This is a genomic window from Sulfuriferula sp. GW1, assembly GCF_047300855.1.
Classification (GTDB): Bacteria; Pseudomonadota; Gammaproteobacteria; order Burkholderiales; family Sulfuriferulaceae; genus Sulfuriferula.
The window spans coordinates 2,806,059-2,823,541 of record NZ_CP170197.1 but is presented as its reverse complement, the minus strand read 5'-3'; the positions used below and the strand labels follow the sequence as shown (position 1 = coordinate 2,823,541).

Annotated in this window: 16 protein-coding genes; 9 read left to right on the top strand and 7 right to left on the bottom strand. The window is 58.4% G+C overall.

The window, feature by feature from the left end; translation table 11 throughout:
* Nucleotides 1-31: 31 nt before the first annotated feature.
* The 4 genes from ACFDAU_RS13995 to ubiE form a co-directional block, all read right to left on the bottom strand.
* On the bottom strand, nt 32-1,438 hold the full coding sequence (locus ACFDAU_RS13995; protein ID WP_413437512.1) for a sodium:solute symporter family protein: 1,407 nt from the start codon (nt 1,436-1,438) through the stop codon (nt 32-34).
* Between the two features lie 173 nt (nt 1,439-1,611).
* A complete protein-coding gene (ubiB, locus tag ACFDAU_RS13990; RefSeq protein WP_413437511.1) occupies nt 1,612-3,138 on the bottom strand; it encodes a ubiquinone biosynthesis regulatory protein kinase UbiB in 1,527 nt (508 codons plus the stop codon).
* A complete protein-coding gene (locus tag ACFDAU_RS13985) occupies nt 3,138-3,734 on the bottom strand; it encodes an SCP2 domain-containing protein (RefSeq protein ID WP_413437510.1) in 597 nt (198 codons plus the stop codon). The genes ubiB and ACFDAU_RS13985 overlap by 1 nt, the downstream gene beginning before the upstream one ends.
* On the bottom strand, nt 3,734-4,468 hold the full coding sequence (gene ubiE / locus ACFDAU_RS13980; protein ID WP_413437509.1) for a bifunctional demethylmenaquinone methyltransferase/2-methoxy-6-polyprenyl-1,4-benzoquinol methylase UbiE: 735 nt from the start codon (nt 4,466-4,468) through the stop codon (nt 3,734-3,736). Before ubiE ends, ACFDAU_RS13985 begins: the two co-directional genes overlap by 1 nt.
* 146 nt (nt 4,469-4,614) lie before the next feature.
* On the opposite strand from ubiE, the gene phoB reads away from it, so the two are divergent.
* Both phoB and phoR read left to right on the top strand, forming a co-directional pair.
* Nucleotides 4,615-5,307, top strand: a complete 693-nt coding sequence (gene phoB, locus ACFDAU_RS13975) for a phosphate regulon transcriptional regulator PhoB (RefSeq protein ID WP_413437508.1) — start codon at nt 4,615-4,617, stop codon at nt 5,305-5,307.
* A gap of 68 nt (nt 5,308-5,375) precedes the next feature.
* Complete coding sequence (gene phoR, locus ACFDAU_RS13970; RefSeq protein ID WP_413437507.1) at nt 5,376-6,683, top strand: phosphate regulon sensor histidine kinase PhoR; 1,308 nt, start codon at nt 5,376-5,378, stop codon at nt 6,681-6,683.
* Nucleotides 6,684-6,719: 36 nt separating this feature from the next.
* On the opposite strand, the gene ACFDAU_RS13965 is transcribed toward phoR, so the two are convergent.
* On the bottom strand, nt 6,720-7,130 hold the full coding sequence (locus ACFDAU_RS13965; RefSeq protein ID WP_413437506.1) for an HIT family protein: 411 nt from the start codon (nt 7,128-7,130) through the stop codon (nt 6,720-6,722).
* Nucleotides 7,131-7,286: 156 nt separating this feature from the next.
* Here ACFDAU_RS13965 and ACFDAU_RS13960 point away from each other — a divergent pair, with 156 nt between their 5' ends.
* Nucleotides 7,287-8,663, top strand: a complete 1,377-nt coding sequence (locus ACFDAU_RS13960) for an APC family permease (protein WP_413437505.1) — start codon at nt 7,287-7,289, stop codon at nt 8,661-8,663.
* Between the two features lie 16 nt (nt 8,664-8,679).
* Here ACFDAU_RS13960 and ACFDAU_RS13955 read toward each other — a convergent pair whose 3' ends face one another.
* A complete protein-coding gene (locus ACFDAU_RS13955; RefSeq protein WP_413437504.1) occupies nt 8,680-12,510 on the bottom strand; it encodes a DUF3683 domain-containing protein in 3,831 nt (1,276 codons plus the stop codon).
* Between the two features lie 224 nt (nt 12,511-12,734).
* Here ACFDAU_RS13955 and ACFDAU_RS13950 point away from each other — a divergent pair, with 224 nt between their 5' ends.
* Nucleotides 12,735-13,262, top strand: coding sequence for a DinB family protein (locus ACFDAU_RS13950; protein ID WP_413437503.1), 528 nt, complete (start codon nt 12,735-12,737; stop codon nt 13,260-13,262).
* Entirely contained in the window at nt 13,259-13,654 is a 396-nt protein-coding gene (locus ACFDAU_RS13945; protein WP_413437502.1) for a carboxymuconolactone decarboxylase family protein, read from the top strand. Before ACFDAU_RS13950 ends, ACFDAU_RS13945 begins: the two co-directional genes overlap by 4 nt.
* 46 nt (nt 13,655-13,700) lie before the next feature.
* On the opposite strand, the gene ACFDAU_RS13940 is transcribed toward ACFDAU_RS13945, so the two are convergent.
* The gene (locus ACFDAU_RS13940; RefSeq protein WP_413437501.1) at nt 13,701-14,447 is read right to left on the bottom strand and encodes a type 1 glutamine amidotransferase domain-containing protein; all 747 of its coding nucleotides are present in this window, start codon (nt 14,445-14,447) and stop codon (nt 13,701-13,703) included.
* Nucleotides 14,448-14,671: 224 nt separating this feature from the next.
* Here ACFDAU_RS13940 and ACFDAU_RS13935 point away from each other — a divergent pair, with 224 nt between their 5' ends.
* From ACFDAU_RS13935 to ACFDAU_RS13920, 4 genes are all read left to right on the top strand, one after another.
* A complete protein-coding gene (locus ACFDAU_RS13935) occupies nt 14,672-15,184 on the top strand; it encodes a TlpA disulfide reductase family protein (RefSeq protein WP_413437500.1) in 513 nt (170 codons plus the stop codon).
* A 2-nt stretch (nt 15,185-15,186) separates the two neighbouring features.
* Nucleotides 15,187-15,765, top strand: a complete 579-nt coding sequence (locus tag ACFDAU_RS13930; RefSeq protein WP_413437499.1) for a DinB family protein — start codon at nt 15,187-15,189, stop codon at nt 15,763-15,765.
* A 147-nt stretch (nt 15,766-15,912) separates the two neighbouring features.
* The gene (locus ACFDAU_RS13925) at nt 15,913-16,320 is read left to right on the top strand and encodes a CopD family protein (RefSeq protein ID WP_413437498.1); all 408 of its coding nucleotides are present in this window, start codon (nt 15,913-15,915) and stop codon (nt 16,318-16,320) included.
* Nucleotides 16,321-16,325: 5 nt separating this feature from the next.
* Nucleotides 16,326-17,477, top strand: coding sequence for a THUMP domain-containing class I SAM-dependent RNA methyltransferase (locus tag ACFDAU_RS13920; RefSeq protein WP_413437497.1), 1,152 nt, complete (start codon nt 16,326-16,328; stop codon nt 17,475-17,477).
* Nucleotides 17,478-17,483: the final 6 nt, after the last annotated feature.

Below are 17,483 nucleotides of genomic sequence, written 5' to 3'. Positions count from 1 at the left end.
TGTAAAAACTACTGACAAATCCCTGACGAGGTCAAACGCGATACCTCGAGCTAATCAAAGACCCCGCCAGCATCCCCGCCAGACTCATCAGCAAGCCGAACAGCTGCGGCGGCCATAGGCCATCCGGGTGGAAGATTTCCAGCAGCAGCCACGACGACACGCCCAGCGCGATGGCGAACAGCGCGCCCTGGGTGTTGGCGCGCTTCCAGTACAGACCGAACACCAGCGGGACGAAGGCTGCTACCAGGGTGACCTTGTAGGCGTTCTCTACCATCTTGTAGATGCTGGCGTTGGAGTTGAGCGCGAATACGGTGACAATGCAGGCAAAGCCGACCACCACGCCACGCATGGCCCATAGCAGATGGCGGTCGCTGAGGTGGCCGATGAAAGGTTTGATGATGTTCTCTGTAAAGGTAACCGACGGCGCCAGCAAGGTGCCGCTGGCGGTGCTCATGATCGCGGACAGCAGCGCGCCGAAGAACATGACCTGGGCGAATACCGGCGTGCGGTTGAGGATCAGGTCGGGCAGGATGTGCTGCGGGTCCGTGCCCAGCAGCGCGTTGACCGAAGCCGGATCAATCAGCAGGGCGGAATAGGCCAGGAAGATGGGGATGAAGGCGAACAGGAAATACAGGCTGCCGCCCAGCACCGCACCCGTCACCGCGATGTTTTCCGATTTGGCCGACATCACGCGCTGGAATACATCCTGCTGCGGAATCGAGCCGAACATCATGGTCACCCAGGCGGCGATGAAAGCCAATATGTCACGTGTTTCCAGCCTGGGCCAGAATTCGAACTTGCCCGCCGCCTGCGCGTGGCTGATCACGTTGCCGGCGCCGCCGGCGTAGCCGCTCACCACCCAGCCGATGTAAAGCATGCCGATAACGATGATGATCATCTGGAAAAAATCGGTGAGCGCCACCGACCACATGCCGCCGAACAGGGTGTACACCAGCACGATGCCGGCGCCGATGATCATGCCGTCGTGCGCGCTGATGCTGCCGTGGCTGAGTAGCGAGAACACCAGCCCCAATGCGGTGATCTGCGCCGAAACCCAGCCCAGGTAAGACGTCACGATCGCCAGGCTGGTGAGCAGTTCGACCGTGCGGCCATAGCGCTGGCGGTAATAATCGCCGATGGTGAGCAGGTTCATGCGGTACAGCTTGCGCGCAAAAAACAGTCCGACCAGCACCAGGCATAGGCTGGCGCCGAACGGGTCGGCGACGATGCCCCTGAGGCCATCCTGCAGGAAGGTGGCGGAGGTGCCGAGCACCGTTTCCGAGCCGAACCAGGTCGCGAATACGGTGGCGGTGACGATGTACAGTGGCAGCGAGCGTCCGGCGACGGCATAGTCCTTGGCGCTATGCACACGGGTTGCAGCGTATAGGCCGATGCCGATGGAGATGAGTAAATATAGCATTACAAACCAGATCAGCATGGCGTCCCTCGATTTAAAAAATGGCTTTGGCCACAGAGAGCACAGAGAACGCAGAGGGAAGGCAACGTAGGGGCGGCCTTTCCAGACTCGCCTATCAGCAGAAAAACAATTCTTCTCAAAATTTGCGCCAACTCCGTGGCCTCTGTGTTCTCTGTGGCTTCAACTTCCCAAGTTTAATGTCTGAATAGGCTATACCCGGCCAGCGCGGCCAAAATGGCGAGCAGCAAAGCGATCAGCGCCAGAATTTTTTGCTGGCGCGCCTGGCCGGCAGTCAGCTGTCTGGATAGTGCCGCCAGATCAGCACTGCGGTTGTGCGCGAGGTAGGCATGCGCCAGACGCGGCAGTTGCGGCAGCAAAACGGCCCAGCGCGGCGCTTCCTGTTTGATGGACTTGATTGCCCCGCGCCAGCCCACCTGCTCGTTCATCCAGCGTTCCAGAAACGGTTTGGCGGTTTTCCACAAATCCAGGTCAGGGTCGAGCTGGCGGCCGAGGCCTTCGATGTTGAGCAGGGTTTTTTGCAACAGCACCAGTTGCGGCTGGATTTCCATGTTGAAGCGGCGCGAGGTCTGGAACAGGCGCAGCAGCACCTTGCCGAAGGAGATTTCCTTCAATGGCCGGTCGAATACCGGCTCGCACACAGCGCGGATGGCGGCTTCGAATTCGTCCACGCGGGTGTCGGAGGGCGTCCAGCCTGCGTCCACATGCGCCTGTGCCACGGCACGATAGTCGCGCTGGAAAAATGCCAGGAAATTTTGCGCCAGGTAATTTTTATCGACTTCGGTGAGCGTGCCCATGATGCCGAAATCAAGCGCGATGTATTGCCCGCGCGCATTGACCTGGATATTGCCGGGATGCATGTCGGCATGGAAAAAAGCGTCACGAAATACCTGGGTGAAAAATATTTCCACACCGGCCATAGCGAGCTTGGGGATGTCCACGCCCATCGCGCGCAGCGTGTCGATCTGGCTGATGGGTACGCCTTTCATGCGCTCCATCACCATTACCTCGGGCTCGCAATAATCCCAATAAACTTCCGGCACGATGAGCAGCTCGGAGTCTTCGAAATTGCGCCGCAACTGCGAGCAGTTGGAGGCCTCGCGCATCAGATCGAGCTCGTCGGTGAGGGTTTTGCGGAACTCCCCCACCACTTCGCGCGGGTGCAGGCGCGGACCATCGGCGAACAGTTTTTCCACCAGCAGGGCGCCGGCTTCCAGCAGGCCGAGGTCGTGCTCGATCACCGCGCCGATGCCGGGGCGCAGCACTTTGACGGCAGCCTCGGTACCGTCCTGCAATACGGCAAAATGCACCTGCGCCATAGAGGCGCTCGCCACCGGCTCGGCTTCGAATTGCGCAAACACCTGCTCCACCGGCTTGCCGTAGACGCGCTGCAAAGTAGTGCGGACCTCCTCGGCGGGGAAGGGCGGCACACGGTCCTGCAGGCGCGCCAGTTCGTCGGCAATGTCCGGCGGCATCAGGTCGCGGCGGGTGGACAGCATCTGGCCGAATTTAACGAAAATCGGACCGAGCGCTTCCAGCGCCCGGCGCAGCCGCACGGCGCGCGGCTCGGACAGGTTGCGCCAGAACAACGTGGTTTTGACCAGCCAGCGCAGTGCACGCACGCGCTCGTGGCCAAGAAAGAACTCGTCCAGGCCAAAGCGTAGCGCGACCCAGATGATGGTAATCAGTCGTAAAATTCGCATTAGTCTACGTTGCGACGCGCGGCGAACAGTTGCAAGCGTTTTTCCAGACGCGCGGTATCGTCACGCACTGCATCGACGTCATCAATAAAAGTGGCGATGTGACGGCGTTTGGCGAGCAGCGGGCGTTCCTCGGTGGCATATTCGACCAGTGATTGTTGCGCGCTATCCATGGCGTGACGTTGCCATGCATGCAGGCTGCGTGCGCTGTGCACAAGGCGATGGGCGGCAACGTCGCCCACTACGCGTGCCAGATCCGCTTCCGCATCCCAATCCAGCTCCCGGAAAATGCTGCCCAGGGTCGCGGCAAACTGCGCATCGCCCTCAATGACGACATTCTGGAATGCGGCCGGATCTTTCATAGCCAGGCGAGCCGCCTGCACTGGGCCAAGCTCGATATGGGCATCGGGCGCTGCGCCGGCCTCGGCCGTAGCAAACGTGCCCCCTGCTGTGACTGTCAGAGTGAGGCGTAGCGGGAACAGCTTGATGCTGACGGTATGGCCGGCCCACGCCAGCAAGCGCTGGCGCGCCCACGGTGCACCGTGCAACAAGTGATTGAGCAGCGGCAAGCCCGCACCGGCAGCCAGGCTGGACAGCATTAAAACTTGTAGCCTTTGTGCAAGGCGACCACACCGCCGCTCAGGTTGTAGTAGTCGACTTTGGCAAATCCGGCGTGTTTCATCATGGTCTTGAGTTCCTCCTGACCGGGATGCATGCGGATGGATTCAGCCAGGTATTGGTAGCTGCCGGCGTCCTTGGCGACCAGCTTGCCCATGAACGGCAGCAGCTTGAACGAGTAGGCGTCGTAAAGCGGCGCCAACGGTTTCCATATCTTGGAAAATTCCAGCACCAGCAGCCGTCCGCCGGGGCGCAGCACACGATACATGTCGGCCAGCGCGAGGTCTTTGTGGGTCATGTTGCGCAAACCGAAAGCCACGCTAACGCAGTCGAAATAGTTGTCCGGGAACGGCAGTTTTTCGCCGTCGCACTGTGCCACTGGCACCGCCTGTCCTTCGTCCAGCATGCGGTCGCGTCCCACGCTGAGCATCGAACTATTGATGTCGGTCAGCCAGACCTGGCCGGAACTACCCACTTTTTTCAAGAATAGCCGGGTAAGGTCGGCGGTACCGCCTGCCACGTCAAGCACGCGATTGCCTGGCCTGACGCCCGAAGTCTCGACCGTGAAACGCTTCCAGGCGCGATGCAGCCCAGCCGACATCAGGTCGTTCATGACGTCGTAACGCAGCGCGACGGAATGAAAAACATCGGCGACCTTGGTCGCCTTTTCGGATTCGGCAACCGTCTTGAAACCAAAGTGGGTGGAGTTATCCATGGTGCGAAAACAATCAGAGAAAACAGCCAGAATCATAACCGACACGGGGGTGAAACAAAAGGCGATGCGTTATCCGGCATTGTCACGAGTTTGTCACAAGGCTGTCATAACATGCATTACTATTGAATAATCAAATGGGAGCGAACATGGCTGCGACGATATTGTTGGTAGAGGACGAACCCGGTATCCAGGAACTGGTGCGGTTTAATCTGACACAGGCCGGTCACAGCGTGCTGTGCGCCGATTCGGCCGAGATAGCGGCAGGTATGGTGAAGCACAGTTTGCCCGATCTGGTGTTGCTGGACTGGATGCTGCCCGGCATGAACGGGATCGACCTCGCCCGGAAATTTCGGGCCGACGTGCGCATGAAAAATGTGCCCATCATCATGCTTACCGCACGTGGCGAGGAACGCGACAAAGTGCTCGGCCTGGAAACCGGCGCCGACGACTACATTACCAAGCCGTTTTCACCGCGCGAATTGTCAGCGCGCATCAAGGCGGTGTTGCGCCGCCGCGCGCCGCAGATGACCGAGGACAAAGTGGAAATACGGGGGTTGAGTCTGGATCCGGTGAGTCACCGCGTCACTGGCAACGGGACGCCGGTAGAACTGGGTCCGACCGAATTCCGCCTGTTGCATTTTTTGATGACCCATCCGGAGCGCGTGTACTCGCGTTCACAGTTGCTCGATCAGGTATGGGGCGACCATGTGTTTGTGGAGGAGCGCACTGTGGATGTTCATATCCGCCGCTTGCGCCTGGCGCTGGAACCTACCCGGCATGAAACCTTGATCGATACGGTGCGCGGGGCTGGCTATCGCCTGTCAGCACAACCTGCGTGATTTTATTGTCTGCCCTGGCATACATGATTTCAAGCATAATTAACCCCCTTTAAGCGACGGGGATCGCCTTGTTTGATTTCTGGTGGCGTCCAGCCCTGATGCTGGGCGGTATGCTGTTTGCAGCCCTGCTGGCTGCAGCATTATTCAATGTATCGGCGGGCATTGCCCTGTTCGTGCTGGGCGTGCTTGGTTATCTGGTCTACCATTTGCGGCAGATGGCTGCGTTGATCCGCTGGCTGGAGCGAGGGGAGCGTGGTGATATCCCCCAAGCGTACGGCGCCTGGGATGATATCTTCTACGGTCTGGAGCGCCTGCTGCGCCGGCAAAAACGCAGCACCACCAAATTGTCTGCGCTGCTCGATCGTTTCGAGCATGCCGCACAGGCCATCCCGGACGGTATCGTAATGCTTAACGATACTGACCAGATCGATTGGTTCAACCCTGCAGCCAGCCGGCATTTCAGTCTGGATAACGTTACCGATCGCGGTCAGTTCATTGGTTATCTGATTCGGCAGGCCCCGTTTCATGAATATCTGGCGGGACATGATTACAGCGAACCGCTCATCATGAAATCGCCTGCCAGCCGCGATGTGTCGCTATCGGTTCAACTGGTGCCGTTTGGCGACAAACGCAAGATGCTGATTTCCAGGGATATTACCCAGATCGAACTGGTCGACGCGATGCGCCGCGATTTTGTCGCCAACGTGTCGCACGAATTGCGCACGCCGCTCACCGTGGTAGGCGGTTTCCTGGAAACCTTCGCCGACATGGAGCACATCAATCCGGTGGATTTCCGCCGCTACAGCGATTTGATGCAGCAACAGACCGAGCGCATGCGCATGCTGGTGGAAGACCTGCTTACCCTGTCGCGCTTGGAGAGTCCGCAAAACCGTCTGCAGGAAACACCCATCAATGTGCCTGCGCTGGCACAGTCATTATTTCAGGATGCGCAGAGCCTGAGCGGCGAACGTCACCATGTCGAGCTGTTCATCGATATTGACCGTTGGGTTATGGGAAACCTCAACGAACTGCGAAGTGCTTTCGGCAATCTGGTCAGCAATGCGGTGCGTTACACCCCCAAGGGTGGCAATATCACCTTGCGCTGGGCGGCGCGCGGCGGTGAAGCATGTTTCAGCGTGACTGATACCGGAGACGGTATTGAACCGCACCATATCCCGCGCCTCACCGAGCGTTTCTATCGAGTCGACCGTGGCCGCTCACGTGAAACGGGTGGTACCGGCCTAGGTCTCGCTATCGTCAAGCATGTGCTTACCCGTCATCAGGCGCGACTGATGATCGACAGCCAGGTTGGTAAAGGCAGCTGTTTTGCGGCGTGTTTTCCATCCGGCCGGGTGATGGCGCCGCCGGCCGCTTGAGGGTGTTTTTCCGCGCAGCCGGAGTGTTTTGGCCGGTTACAGACGCTGCGCCAAAGCGGATTTCAAAATGCCGGCAATCAGGTTGAGTTGGCCCTGGGGACGCGATTCGCGCTGCGGCGCCCCCCAGATCGGGTTGGGAAAATGCCGGTCGCTGGTAAAGCGCGGAATGACGTGCCAATGGAGGTGCGGTGTCATGTTACCCAGACTGGCGAGGTTGATCTTGGCGGGCTTGAGCGTCTCGCGCAGCGCCGATTCGACAGCTAGCACCACGCGTAACAGCCGCAGCTGCTGCGCCTCGGCAAGGTCGGTCATTTCCTTGACATGGGCATTCAGGATCACCCGGCAAAAGCCGGGATAGTCCACGTCGTCGATCAGTACCACACGGCAAAAATCATCGTTCCACAACAACTCGCCACCAGGCTGGGTGCATAGCTCGCAATTTTCCATTGTATTCATTCCTGAGTAGTAAGCAGATGTGCCTGTCGGGCGAGCTTTGTATCCGGCGTGTCAACCATATCCGGCCGGTTTGCGTTCTCTTGTAGGGCCATAATCCGCATGCACGGACAGGTTGAATATTTTTATCATTTTACGCTTTGGGGGCACATGAGCGCAGCATCCGGTCTCGAAAAAAACGCACTGGGTCTGGCGGAATCCACCATCATGGGTGTGGCTGGTACCGCGCCGGTATTTTCCATTGCCGCCACCAGCGCCACGCTGATCGCAGCGGTAGGCATCCTGTCGCCGGCCAGCCTGCTGTATTGCGGGCTGATCATGTTCGGCGTGACGTTTGCCTATATGTATCTGAACCGGCTGGATACCAATGCCGGCGCGTCCTATGCCTGGCTCAGCAGTGTCTTTAATCCGATACTGGGATTTCTTTCCGGCTGGGCGCTGCTGGTTGCTTCGGCCGTGTTCATGGTATCCGGTACCATCCCCGCAGCCACTGCCACACTGGCGTTGGTCGCGCCCAATCTGGCTAACAGCACGGGCAGCGTAACGCTGGTTGCCGCTGCCTGGCTCGTGGTGGTCAGCGCCGTGATTATCAAGGGCATCAAACTGACCAGCTATGTGCAGGTGGCGATGACGCTGGTGGAACTGGGCATCGTGCTGGTTATTTTAATCGCCGCGTGGCTGCAATACGGCAGCCACCCCGCGCATCATTTATCGCTGACTTCATTCAGCCCGGCTGGCTTCACTCCCCACCTTTTCACGCTGGGCGCATTGACGGCGCTATTCTTTTTTTGGGGCTGGGATGTGACCGTCAATCTCAATGAAGAAACACGAGATGGTTCACGGGTGGCGGGGCTCAGTTCGCTGCTGGCCATGCTGGTGGTGCTGGCGCTGTTTATCCTGTTTGCCATGGCAACACTCCTGGTGTTGAGCGATCAGGAAATCCAGGCATCGGGCACGAATGTGGTACTTGCCATTGCCGAAAAGCTGTTCCCCAAACCCTGGAGCTACATAGCGGTGCTGGCAGTCATGTTGAGTACCGTGGGCACGCTGGAGACTTCCATACTGCAGTTCAGCCGTACGCTGTTCGCGCAAAGCCGCGACCGCATGCTGCACCCGCGTTATGCACGTCTGCATCCGTCCTGGAATACGCCGTGGATAGCCACCCTGGTGATTGCCGGCTTTGGCTTGTTGCTGCTGTTGCTGGCTTCGGGCATACCCAGCGTCAACCAGATCATTCAGGATTCGGTCAATGCCATCGGCTTTCAGGCGGCTTTTTATTACGGGCTGGCGTGTTTAGCGTGCGCCTGGCATGTGTGGAGCAATCAGCCAAAAAATGCTTATAACCTGACCTTCCTGGTGTTCTGGCCATTAACCAGCGCAGGCTTTCTCTGGTTTGTCGGGATAGACAGCCTGCCGGCTTTCAATACCACCAGCAGAGTGGTGGCGGTGGGGGGCATACTGCTCGGCCTGATACCGCTCTGGCTCAATCGTCACCTGCGCAGGGCTGCGCTTGCCACACAGTCCTGACACCGTCGGATCAGGATTACAGCAGCACCCGTTCGATGCCGCCGTTGCTGGCTTTCTCTATGTAACTCTCCATCCAGTCCGGCCCCAGCAGGTGTCTGGCCATTTCCACCACGATGTAGTCTGCCGAGGTGGCAGCGTCGTCATCGTAGCGCGACAAGCCCTGCAGGCACGACGGACATGAGGTGAGGATTTTCACCGCAGCAGTTTCACCCGATTCGGTGCGCAGTTGTCCGGCCACCTTGCGGATTTCTTCTTCCTTGCGGAAGCGGATTTGAGTGGAAATATCCGGGCGCGACACCGCCAGCGTGCCGGATTCGCCACAGCAGCGCTCGCTCAGCTTCACCTCTTCACCCATTAACTGGTTTACTACCTTCAGCGGCTGATAGGTCTTCATCGGCGTGTGGCACGGGTCGTGGTACATGTAGCGCGTGCCGTTCACGCCTTCCAGTTTTACACCCTTCTCCAGCAGGTATTCGTGGATGTCGAGCAGGCGGCAACCGGGGAAGATTTTCTCGAACTGGTACTTCAGCAACTGATCCATGCAGGTGCCGCAGGACACGATCACGGTCTTGATGTCGAGGTAGTTGAGGGTATTGGCCACACGGTGGAACAGTACGCGGTTTTCGGTGGTGATGGCGTCGCCCTTGTCCGCCTGCCCGCTGGAGGTCTGTGGATAGCCGCAGCACAGATAGCCGGGCGGCAGCACGGTTTGCGTGCCGAGTTCGAACAGCATGGCCTGCGTCGCCAGTCCCACTTGCGAGAACAGGCGCTCCGAGCCGCAACCGGGGAAGTAGAACACAGCGTCGGAATCCTCGCTGAGTTTGGCCGGGTTGCGGATTACCGGCACGATGCTGGCGTCTTCCAGTCCCAGCAGCGCGCGCGAGGTTTTTTTGGGCAGGCCTCCGGGCATGGGTTTGTTGATGAAGTGGATGACCTGTGCACGTACCGGGGCGGTGCCCAGCGTGGAGGGGGGATGGCTGGTTTGTGTCTTGATCAGGCCAAGTTTCTTCGCGCCCTGGTAAGCCCAGCGCTGCGCCTGATAACCCCAGTCTATCATCACCTTGCGGGTGAGCTTGATGGTGGCCGGATCGGTGGCGTTGAGGAAGAACATCGACGCCGTCGTACCGGGGTTGAACTTTTTCTTGCCCTGCTTGCGCAGGAAGTTGCGCATGGCGATGGAAACGTCGCCGAAGTCGATGTTGACCGGACAGGGGTTCAGGCACTTGTGGCAAACGGTACAGTGGTCGGCCACATCGCCGAATTCGTCGAAGTGCTGGATGGAAACGCCGCGCCGGGTCTGCTCTTCATACAGGAAAGCCTCGATCAGCAGCGAAGTCGCAAGGATCTTGTTGCGCGGGCTGTACAGCAGATTGGCGCGCGGAATATGCGTGTTGCATACTGGCTTGCACTTGCCGCAGCGCAGGCAGTCCTTGATCGAGTCGGCGATCTCGCCGATCTCGGACTGCTCCATGATCAGCGACTCGGTTTCCAGCAGAGAGAAGCTGGGGGTATAGGCGTTGCGCAGATCCGCGCCGGGCATCAGCTTGCCCTTGTTGAAGCGGCCTTCCGGGTCGACTTTGTGCTTGTAGCGCACGAAGCTCTGGATCGCTTCGTCTTCCAGATATTCCAGTTTGGTGAGGCCGATGCCGTGTTCGCCCGAAATCACGCCGCCCAGGTCCCGCGCCAGATGCATGATGCGCGCCACCGCGGCGTTGGCTTCCTGCAACATGGTGTAGTCGTCGGAATTGACCGGCAGGTTGGTATGCACGTTGCCGTCGCCGGCATGCATGTGCAGCGCCACGAACACGCGGCTTTTCAGGATTTGTTTGTGCAGGCGGTCGCTGGCATCCAGTATCGGCTGGTATTCGCGGCCGACAAAAATGCGCTGCAGTTCCTTGCGCACTTCGCGCTTCCACGACACGCGCAGGGTGTGGTCCTGCAGGGCCTGGAACACCGTGGTGTGACCGTTGGATGCGACCAGATCGGTATTGACGATGGCGAGACCCGCGCTGGCGGGCGGCGCGTCCAGATGGTCCAGCAGCCAGCGCCAGCGCATACGGGTTTTTTCCAGCAGGGCCAGCGCGCGGCTACGGCGTTCTTCGATCATTTGCGGGTCGGCCACCGTATCCTCATCCTGGAACAACGGCAGGTCGGCGCGGAAAAACGGTTCCAGTGCATCCAGCAATTTCAGCTTGTTGGCAATGGAAAGCTCGATGTTGATGCGTTCCACGCCGTCGGAATAATCCGCCAGCCGGTGCAACGGAATCACCACGTCCTCGTTGATCTTGAAGGCGTTGGTGTGAGCGGCGATGGCGGCGGTGCGGGCGCGATCCAGCCAGAATTTCTTGCGCGCTTCGGCAGTCACGGCGATGAAGCCCTCGCCGCCGCGCGCATTGGCGAGCTGGACAATGTGCGAAGCCGCTTCGCCGCAAGCGGCTTCGTCATCCGCCACCACGTCGGCCAGCAGGATCATTTTCGGGCGTTCGTTGCGGTGGGCCTTGGTGGCGTAGCCGACCGCCTTGATGTAGCGCGCGTCCAGATGTTCCAGTCCGGCGAGGATGGCTTGAGGGTGGGCATCCAGATAATTTTTGACTTCGACGATGGCAGGCACGGCTTCGCGCACCTGGCCGAAAAACTCCAGGCACACCGTGCGCGTGAAAGCAGGTAGCTTGTGCAGGATGAAGCGGGCGGAAGTGATGATGCCGTCGCAGCCTTCCTTCTGGATGCCGGGCAGACCGGCCAGGAACTTGTCGGTGACGTCCTTGCCCAGCCCCACCTTGCGGAAGTGCTGGCCGGGGATTTCCAGGATTTCCGGCCGGGCGATCTCGGCTGTGCCGTCAATGTCGTAGCGCCGGATCTCGAAACGCGCCGTCGCGGCATCATGGATCTTGCCCAGGTTGTGATCGAGGCGGGTGACTTCCAGCCATTCCGCATCCGGTGTCACCATGCGCCACGACACCAGATTGTCCAGCGCCGTGCCCCACAGCACGGCCTTTTTGCCGCCGGCGTTCATCGCCACGTTGCCGCCGATGCAGGAGGCGTCGGCCGAGGTCGGGTCGACCGCGAACACGAAGCCCGCCGCATCCGCCGCATCCATCACCCGCCGCGTCACCACCCCGGCGCCGCAGTGGATGGTGGCGTAGTCACGATCCACGCCGGGCAGGCGCGTCATTTCGACCGTGGACAAAGCCTCCAGTTTTTCCGTGTTGATGACAGCAGAGTCAGGCGTGAGCGGTATCGCGCCACCGGTGTAGCCGGTGCCGCCGCCGCGCGGGATGATGGTCAGCCCCAGTTCGATGCAGCCTTTGACCAGGTGAGCGATTTCCGCTTCGCTGTCCGGGTTGAGTACGACGAAGGGGTATTCCACGCGCCAGTCGGTGGCGTCGGTGACGTGGGAAACGCGTGCCAGGCCGTCGAACTGGATGTTGTCCTTGCGCGTATGGCGGCTCAGTTTTTTGAGCGTGTCACGGCGCAGCTGGCGCGTATGGGAAAAATCCGACCGGAAATCGGCCACGGCCCGGCGTGCGGCTTCCAGCAGCGGCGCAACCAGCGGATTGTCCTGCCGGCGCATGTCGACTTCATTCAAGCGATGATTCAGCGCATCGATCAATGCCGCCTGGCGCTTGGGGTTGGCAAGCAGGTCATCCTGCAAATAGGGGTTGCGCGACACCACCCAGATATCGCCCAGCACCTCGAACAGCATGCGTGCCGAGCGTCCGGTGCGACGTTCACCGCGCAATTGGTTGAGGATCTCCCAGGCTTCTTTTCCCAGCAGGCGGATGACGATTTCGCGGTCGGAAAACGAAGTGTAGTTGTAGGGAATTTCGCGAAGGCGGGGGGTGTCCATGAGCAGCACGGCGATTGCTAAAGCGCCATTTTATCAGTAACCAGGCGGCTAAATAACCCTTTACTTTCTCAGGCTTTCTCAAGGTTAAGTGCAGTTTGGCTGGTGCATTCTTCCAGGCGCGGATATGAAACTATTCGAACATCGATAGAGTCGGACTTATAGCCATGGACTTTGGAAGCGTATTTATCAGGGCATTACGTGGTATTTATTACTGGAGGTTTGTCATGAATGAACTAAAGCGTTTTATATCTTTATTCGATCAGGAAGTTATCCATACTTTTGATTATCTGGGCATGCTGAGCGACACGCAGTGGAGCGCCATTCCCATGGACTCTGAAACACTTTTCCTGGGCACCCGGGTCAATAAAATCACCATCGGCGCTTTGACGAGACATCTGATCAATGCCGAGCGTCATTGGTTTGAGCACTTGGCAGGCCTGCCGGCCAAAGCCACCATGCCACTGCCGGGCAAGCCCAGTGCATTGGAAAACCTGCCCGATGGTCCTGCACTGATTGATGCCTATCGCACCACGCACGCCGTTAATCTGGAAAATCTGCATGCCTTGACGCCCGCAGTGCTGGAAAAAGAGCTCGTCTTTACCGGCAGGCACTATACCGGCATCGGTTTTTTGTGGTCTGTATTGGGGCATCATGCCTACCATCTCGGGCAGATCGACCTGCTGATGCGTCAGCAAGGCCTCGCAGCGCCGGAATATATGGAATGGCAGGAAACCGGACGGGTACTGGGATGAGTGCAACAGAAATCGAAAAACGCTATCGCGACCTGCTCGGTTTCATTCCGGATAACGTCAGGAAGCGCAGCGCGCTGGCCAAACTCGCCGACCATGAAGCCTCAATCGACGCCGTTGAATCGCTTCGTGCATCGCTTATCCATGACAATCCACTCGACCGGAAGACTCAGCAGCTGGTGCATTTCGCCATGCTGCTGGCTCTGGGGCACACGCAAGCCGCCCAGTTGCATGTGCGGGGTGCATTGAAAGCGGGAGCAGAACCGCGCGAGTTATATGGCGTATGCGAGACGGCGGCGATCGTCGGCGGCATGCCGGTGTTCAGCCATGCGGTGGAGATTGTTTATGATGCGTTACGCGAAGCGGGATTGATCAAGGAAGATGGCTTGGAATAAATGCCAGTCAAGACTGACGCGACGGGAGATTTAAACGCAATTTGAATCAGGAGCACGGGGTGCCGCAAGCATCTTTGTCCAGGCTGCCCATTTTTTTGAGCCGGCGCGCCATCGCAAAAGCCAGTTTTTCGACTGAAGCCGAGTTCTGGCCGGTATGGAGCTGGCGGTCGATGACGACATGCTCGCTGTCCGGTGCGCCAAAATGCAATTCCCCGCCCAGCCTGGCGAGGCGTTCAGCCAGCAATTCGGGCAGCGTGTCGGCGAATCCGGCCAGCTGTTCTTCCTGTGGGCTGAAGCAGGTCATCTGATACCCTGCAAATAGCCAGTTTCCGTCCTGTTGTGCCATGACCAGCCCTGCTGGCCCATGGCATACTGCGCCGATCAGGCCGCCGCTGGCCAGGATGCGTTTGACCAGGTTGCCTGCGGCTCCGGAACAAATCAAATCGGCCATTGGGCCGTATCCGCCGGGGAAAAATATCGCGTCATATTTGGCGCCTGTCAGCGCCAGTCGTTCCAGCGATAATGGAGTGTGCCAAGCCTCGATGTCGGACAATTGTTCGCGCAGGTTGGCGATACGGCCGCTATCGTGGTGGTGAAATGCCGGTGCAAAACAGTCTTCATCCAGCGCGGCTGGTTTTCCCCTGGGGGTGGCAATGTCGATCGTATGCCCGTGTTCGAGAAAAATATGGTGCGGTGGAACGAATTCCTGCGCCCAGAAACCGCTCGGGATACGATCACCGTTTTTGAGTGTGAGCTCGTGGGCGGCGGTGAGTATGAACAGGACTTTTGCCATCAGTATGCCACCATCCTGTTGGGTCGATTATTTATAGAGCCGCGGGTTTTGCAAGCCTGGGTTACGCAATTCATGGAACCATGCGCCCGGGTTTTTTTCAAATTGCTGCTGGCCTGATTGTCGGTATGTCTAATCAGCTGATTTATTGCAACGATGGTGCTAATGACAAGGGTGGCGAAAAACATGACAATCCTGCATGACGAGTTCTGGATGGAAAGAGGCAGATGAGCAATAAACGATATCACAAGTATGTGTTGATTACTGTAGTGCTCGGCGCACTTGCAGTCGCACTGTTCCTCGGGTTGACGCAAAAAACCCCGGCGCCGCAAGTGACATTTACCGACCTCACCGGCAAGAAGATATCCATGCAAAGCCTGCATGGGAAAATGGTGCTGGTGAATTTCTGGGCGACCACTTGCCCTGGTTGCGTGGAAGAAATGCCGCATATTGTGGAAACTTACAATCAATATCATGACAAGGGTTTCGAAGTGATCGCAGTCGCCATGAGTTACGACCCCCCCAGTTATGTGCTCCGGTTCAAGCAGCAGCGCGCCCTGCCGTTTCCGGTCGCGCTGGATGTGCAGGGTAATCTGGCGCATCAGTTTGATGATGTAAAGCTTACTCCTACTTCGTATTTGATCGACAAGGATGGCAATATCGTTGAACAAACCATAGGTTCACTCGATTTCGTCAAGCTGCGCAGTCGTCTGGATAAGGCACTCATTAAAAAAGGTTGATCATGCAAAATCGGTATTCGTGGAAAAGCTATTTCGGGGTGCTGTCGGATTACCAGCAGTGGGCGAATGATCGTCTGTTCGCGGCATTGGGGGGTATTGACCGCGCCTTGCTGCGCAGCCCGCAAGGCTTGTTTTTCGGCACTATCCACCACACTGTGGATCACATCATGCTGGTCAACCGCCTGTGGCTGGCGCGGTTGCGTGGAGAAGTTGTGGCAGTCGATTTCCGGCAGCTCACCTATCCGGACTGGGACCAGTTGATCGAGGCTACCCAGCGTCAGGCCGAAGAACTCACGCTGTGGCTGGAGGGCTGTCCGGAAGACTGGTTTGATGGCCAGCTGGATTATGTGTCATCCGAAGGCGAGGCGCGCTCGATGTGGATGCGCGATGTACTCACTCACATGATGAATCACCAGACCCATCATCGCGGCCAGATTTCCGCGGTCATCACCCGCCTGGGTGGTGCGGCGCCGGAGATGGACTATGTATACTACAAGCGCGAGATGGAAGGTTATATGGAAATCATCCGCGATGACCAGTCCTTGAACGGCAGTGCCACCAGTCCTTCCAGCCTGGAGTAATATGCCTGGCTGCTGATTTTCCGGGGCATCACTCCCTGCTTGCATGATGATCTCCTCGGGCACGGTGCCGATCCAGTCAAATGCCCGCCGTATTTCTGCAGAGACAATGCCGGCGGGATTCAGGTTCATTTTCATTCGGATAGATACATGCTGTGGATTAAGGCATTACACATCATTTTTGTGACCAGCTGGTTTGCCGGACTGTTTTACTTGCCGAGATTATTCGTCAACCATGCCATGGTTAGTGACACCGCCACTTCGGAGCGCTTCAAGCTGATGGAGCGCAAACTGTATCGCTTCATGACGCCGCTTGGCGTACTGGCGCTGCTATTCGGCACCTGGCTCTGGCTGGGTTACGGCTTTGCGGGGGCCTGGCTGGAAATCAAGCTCGCCCTGGTGGGTGTGCTGGTGGCCTATCACCTGTATTGCGGCCATCTGGTCAAGGTGTTTGCCGAAAACCGCAACCGCTTGAGCCATGTCTTCTATCGCTGGTTCAATGAAGTACCGGTGCTGATCCTGTTTATTGTGGTGTTTTTAGTGGTACTGAAACCTTGAGCGTTATGGACAAGAAAAACCAACGATTCTTCGCTCCTTGCCCACGTGGCCTGGAAGCTTTGCTGGCCCAGGAATTAACCGGGCTGGGCGCGCAGGATGTTGCCAGTGGATACGGGGGTGTCGCCTTCGCCGGCGATTTCACGCTGTGCTACCGCGTCAACCTGCATTCGCGCATTGCCAGCCGGGTGCTGTGGCGAGTAGGCGGCGGCGAGTACCGCGATGAAGAGGATATCTACCAGGGCGCGCTGTCCTTCAACTGGCCGGAATTTTTCAGCGTGGACCGCACCATCGTGGTGAAAATGACAGCGCAGAAATCACCGCTGAAAAGCCTGGAATTCACTACCCTGCGCATCAAGGATGCGGTATGCGATCGTTTCCGTGAGGCCACCGGTGAGCGCCCCAACGTCGATATCCGTGAACCCGATGTGCGCATTTATGCCTTTCTGACAAGCGATACCTGCACCCTTTATCTGGATACGTCGGGCGATTCCCTGTTCAAGCGCGGCCTGCGCAAGCAGGCGGGCGCTGCACCGCTGAACGAGAATCTGGCAGCCGGCATGCTGATGTTGTCCGGCTGGCAGCCCGGCACGCCATTGTTCGACCCGATGTGCGGCAGTGGCACCATCCTGATGGAAGCCGCATTGATGGCGCTGAATATCGCACCGGGCAGCCGGCGCAGCTTCGGTTTCATGAAGCTCAGCAATTTCGATGCAGTGGTCTGGAACAAGTTGCGCGACGCTGCCGTCGCGGTGCAGCGTCCGGCAGAGCCGCAAGCGATTTTCGGTCGTGACCTGTTCGGCGATTCGCTGCGCGATGCACAGGTCAACCTCGAAGCAGCCGGGCTCTCCGGTGTGGTGCAGCTGAAGCAGGGCAACGTGCTGGAAGTTCCGGCCCCGGCTGAATCCGGGACCATCGTCACCAATCCCCCGTACGGTGTCCGTATCGGTGAACAGGCCGAGCTGGCGGAGTTTTATCCCAAACTGGGCGACTGGCTGAAACGCAAATGCGCCGGCTGGAATGCGTACATCCTGTCAGCCGACATGCAGTTGCCCAAACTGATCCGGCTCGCGGCAAGCAAGCGCACGCCGTTGTTCAATGGCGCGCTGGAATGCCGCCTGTTTGAATATAAAGTGGTAGCCGGATCGGCGCGCAAATAAGCGGGA

Bases quoted from the DNA above. Each gene is read 5' to 3' on its own strand.
- phoB (WP_413437508.1), top strand. From the start codon at position 4,615: ATGGCTGCGACGATATTGTTGGTAGAGGACGAACCCGGTATCCAGGAA.
- ACFDAU_RS13985 (WP_413437510.1), bottom strand. From the start codon at position 3,734: ATGCTGTCCAGCCTGGCTGCCGGTGCGGGCTTGCCGCTGCTCAATCAC.
- ACFDAU_RS13940 (WP_413437501.1), bottom strand. From the start codon at position 14,447: ATGGCAAAAGTCCTGTTCATACTCACCGCCGCCCACGAGCTCACACTC.
- ACFDAU_RS13920 (WP_413437497.1), top strand. From the start codon at position 16,326: ATGGACAAGAAAAACCAACGATTCTTCGCTCCTTGCCCACGTGGCCTG.
- ACFDAU_RS13965 (WP_413437506.1), bottom strand. From the start codon at position 7,130: ATGGAAAATTGCGAGCTATGCACCCAGCCTGGTGGCGAGTTGTTGTGG.
- ACFDAU_RS13960 (WP_413437505.1), top strand. From the start codon at position 7,287: ATGAGCGCAGCATCCGGTCTCGAAAAAAACGCACTGGGTCTGGCGGAA.
- ubiE (WP_413437509.1), bottom strand. From the start codon at position 4,468: ATGGATAACTCCACCCACTTTGGTTTCAAGACGGTTGCCGAATCCGAA.
- ACFDAU_RS13935 (WP_413437500.1), top strand. From the start codon at position 14,672: ATGAGCAATAAACGATATCACAAGTATGTGTTGATTACTGTAGTGCTC.
- ubiB (WP_413437511.1), bottom strand. From the start codon at position 3,138: ATGCGAATTTTACGACTGATTACCATCATCTGGGTCGCGCTACGCTTT.
- ACFDAU_RS13925 (WP_413437498.1), top strand. From the start codon at position 15,913: ATGCTGTGGATTAAGGCATTACACATCATTTTTGTGACCAGCTGGTTT.
- ACFDAU_RS13995 (WP_413437512.1), bottom strand. From the start codon at position 1,438: ATGCTGATCTGGTTTGTAATGCTATATTTACTCATCTCCATCGGCATC.
- ACFDAU_RS13945 (WP_413437502.1), top strand. From the start codon at position 13,259: ATGAGTGCAACAGAAATCGAAAAACGCTATCGCGACCTGCTCGGTTTC.
- ACFDAU_RS13955 (WP_413437504.1), bottom strand. From the start codon at position 12,510: ATGGACACCCCCCGCCTTCGCGAAATTCCCTACAACTACACTTCGTTT.
- ACFDAU_RS13930 (WP_413437499.1), top strand. From the start codon at position 15,187: ATGCAAAATCGGTATTCGTGGAAAAGCTATTTCGGGGTGCTGTCGGAT.
- ACFDAU_RS13950 (WP_413437503.1), top strand. From the start codon at position 12,735: ATGAATGAACTAAAGCGTTTTATATCTTTATTCGATCAGGAAGTTATC.